This window comes from Variovorax sp. 01T439_2 (assembly GCF_056398445.1).
Window position 1 is genome coordinate 1 of the sequence record NZ_JBFTPJ010000807.1, and the last position, 2,766, is coordinate 2,766.

The following is a 2,766-nucleotide window of genomic DNA, read 5'->3' on the forward strand; positions in this document are numbered from 1 at the left end:
CACGTGCTGCGCGGCCATGGCATCGGCAAAGAAATGCTTGAGGCCGAAGCACAGCTGCGCATGCGCGGACGACAGGCGCTGGCGCTCGGGAAAGCGCTTGTCGAGGTCGCGGTAGTCGTGGTCGATCGCGGGTGCGAACGGCGTGAAGCCTGCGCCGGTGGCCTCGGCCTGCGCCCTGAACTGGCTCGCGGTGTGCACCCGCACCTCGTGGCCGAGGCCCACGAGATGCTGCGCGATCGCGAGCATCGGCAGCACGTGGCCCGGCAAGGCGGTGGCTGCGATGAGATAGCTTGCCATTTGCGTTCTTGCTCCTTCCTATGAAGTGGTGGTTTCCGCGGCGCGGCGCGCCTTGGTGTCGATGCCCAGGTCGATGAAGTAGCGCTGCAGCAGCTCGCGGTCCACCGGGCGGATCGGCGCGCCAATGGCTTCGAGCTGCGCATGCGTGGCGGCGCCGCTCACCTGCGGCGGCGTGGCCGAGGTGTCGTAGCGGTCGAGGATCGCGAGCACCGCGGCCAGGTCGCGGTCCTGCACGGTGGCCAGCCTCTGGTGCGCGCGCTGCAGCCAGGGCTCGAGCGCCACGGGCTCCAGCCGCATGCCCATGCGCTCGAAGACCGGCGGAATGTCGCGCACCCGCAGCGCCTCCTGGCTCGTCAGGTGGAACACCTGGCCCCATGAGGCCTGCTGCGCCGCGAGGCCGAGGATGGYGCGCGCCACGTCGTCCACCGGCGTGAGGTTGAGCGGCAGGTCCATGTCGGGAATCGCTTCCAGGTCGGCATAGAGATGCGCCACGCGCCAGATCAGGTCGTCGGCGTTGCAGATCGCATGCGCGTGGTCGCCGGTGACGGCCCCGAGCCGGTAGATGGCCACCGGCATGCCCCGCGCCTGCGCCTCGCGGGCCAGCGCATCGCCGACCCACTTGCTCTGGCTGTAGCCGTCGACCAGCCCGCTCCAAGAGGCCAGCGCCGATTGCTCGGTGATGGTGTCTTCCTTGTTGTTCTGGTCGATCACCGCGAGCGTGGAGACGTAGTGCATGCTCTTCGCGCGGCCTTGCGCCGTCCATTCGAGCAGCGTGACCACGCTGTCGACGTTCGCGGGCTTGAGGCTCGCATACGGATGCAAAAAGTCGACCTGCGCGGCGCAGTGGTAGATGGCATCGCAGCCGTCCTGCACCAGATGCACGGCGTGCTCGTCCAGGCCCAGGCGCGGCTTGCCGAGGTCGCCGGTCACGACCTGGATGCGCGCGTCGTCCCATACCGCGCCCAGCCGGCGCTGGGCCAGCGTGCGCTTGAGGCGAAGCTCGCCGGCCTGCGCGTCCTCGGCGCGCACATGGCACACCACGCAGGCCGTGGTGCCGCGCAGCAAGGCGGCCAGCAGGTGGCTGCCGACGAAGCCGCTGGCGCCGGTGAGGAACACGCGCTTCGGTGCCAGCGCCGGCACGGTGCCCTGCGGTCGGATGTGCGCGGGCAATTCGAGTTCGCGCGACAGGTCCAGCGCCTCGGCCCCACCGCCGGCGTTGTCGTCGATCCATGCGGCCAGCTCGGCAATCGAGGGGCGGTTGTAGACCTCGGCATGCGGGAAGTCCGCGCGCAGCTGCTGGCGGATGCGCATGCCGAGCTGGATCGCCATCAGCGAATGGCCGCCGATCTCGAAGAAGTTGTCGTGGATGCCGATGCGCTGCAGCTGCAGCGTCTCGGCCCACAGGCCCGCAAGCAGCTTCTCGGTGGCCGTGCGCGGTGCCACGTACTGCGCGCCGGCCTGCTGCTGCTCGGGTGCGGGCAGCGCCTTGCGGTCGAGCTTGCCGCTCGGTGTCAGCGGCAGCGACGGCAGGTGCACGAAGGCCGAGGGCACCATGTAGTCGGGCAGCGCCTTCGCCATGTGCGCGCGCAGCTCGACCGGCTGCGGATCGGGGGCGGCGGCAAAGTAGGCCACCAGGCGCTTGTCGCCCGGGATGTCCTCGCGCACGACCACGGCGGCCTGCGTCACCTGCGGATGCTTCAGCAGCACCGACTCGATCTCCCCGGGCTCGATGCGGAAGCCGCGGATCTTCACCTGCTGGTCGGCGCGGCCCAGGAAGTCGAGGCTGCCGTCGCTGCGCCAGCGCGCGAGGTCGCCGCTGCGGTACATGCGGCTGCCGGGCTCGCCATACGGATTGGCAATGAAGCGTTCGGCGCTCAGCACGGGCCGCTTGAGGTAGCCGCGCGCCACGCCGCTGCCGGCGATGTACAGCTCGCCCGCAACACCGGGCGGCACCGGCCGCAGGCTGTCGTCGAGCACGTACATGCGCGTGTTCCAGACCGGCTGGCCGATGGAGGGCGGTTCCGTCGCATTCATCGGCGCGCTCATGCTCGCGCAGATGGTGATCTCGGTCGGGCCGTAGGCGTTGATCATGCGGCGGCCCTGCGACCAGCGCGCGGCCAGCGCCGCGGGGCAGGCGTCGCCGCCCACCACCAGCGTCTGCAACCGCGGAAATTCGCCTGGCGGCAAGGTAGCCAGCGCGGCAGGCGGAATCAGCGCGTGGCTGATGGCCTGCCTCTCGAGTAGCTCGGCCAAGTCCGTGCCCAGCAGCGGCTGCGCCGCGGGAAGCACCAGCGCGGCGCCGGCGTGGAAGGCCATCAGCTGGTCCATCACGGAAGCATYGAAGCCGCTGGAAGAGAACTGCAGCACGCGCGAATCCGGCGTGATCGCAAGCCGCTCCATCATGGCGGCGCCCAGGCTGCCCAGGCCTGCATGCGGCACCACCACGCCCTTGGGCACGCCGGTGGAGCC

The 2,766-nt window shown here is 70.4% G+C and carries 1 protein-coding gene and 1 pseudogene; both read right to left on the reverse strand.

Annotated elements, in window-relative coordinates; translation table 11 throughout:
- A pseudogene (locus AC1DOC_RS28090) lies at positions 1–297 on the reverse strand (glycosyltransferase); the annotation flags it as partial.
- 18 nt (positions 298–315) lie between these two features.
- Positions 316–2,766: thioester reductase domain-containing protein (locus AC1DOC_RS28095; protein WP_478130960.1), on the reverse strand; the 2,451-nt coding region annotated here is incomplete at its 5' end.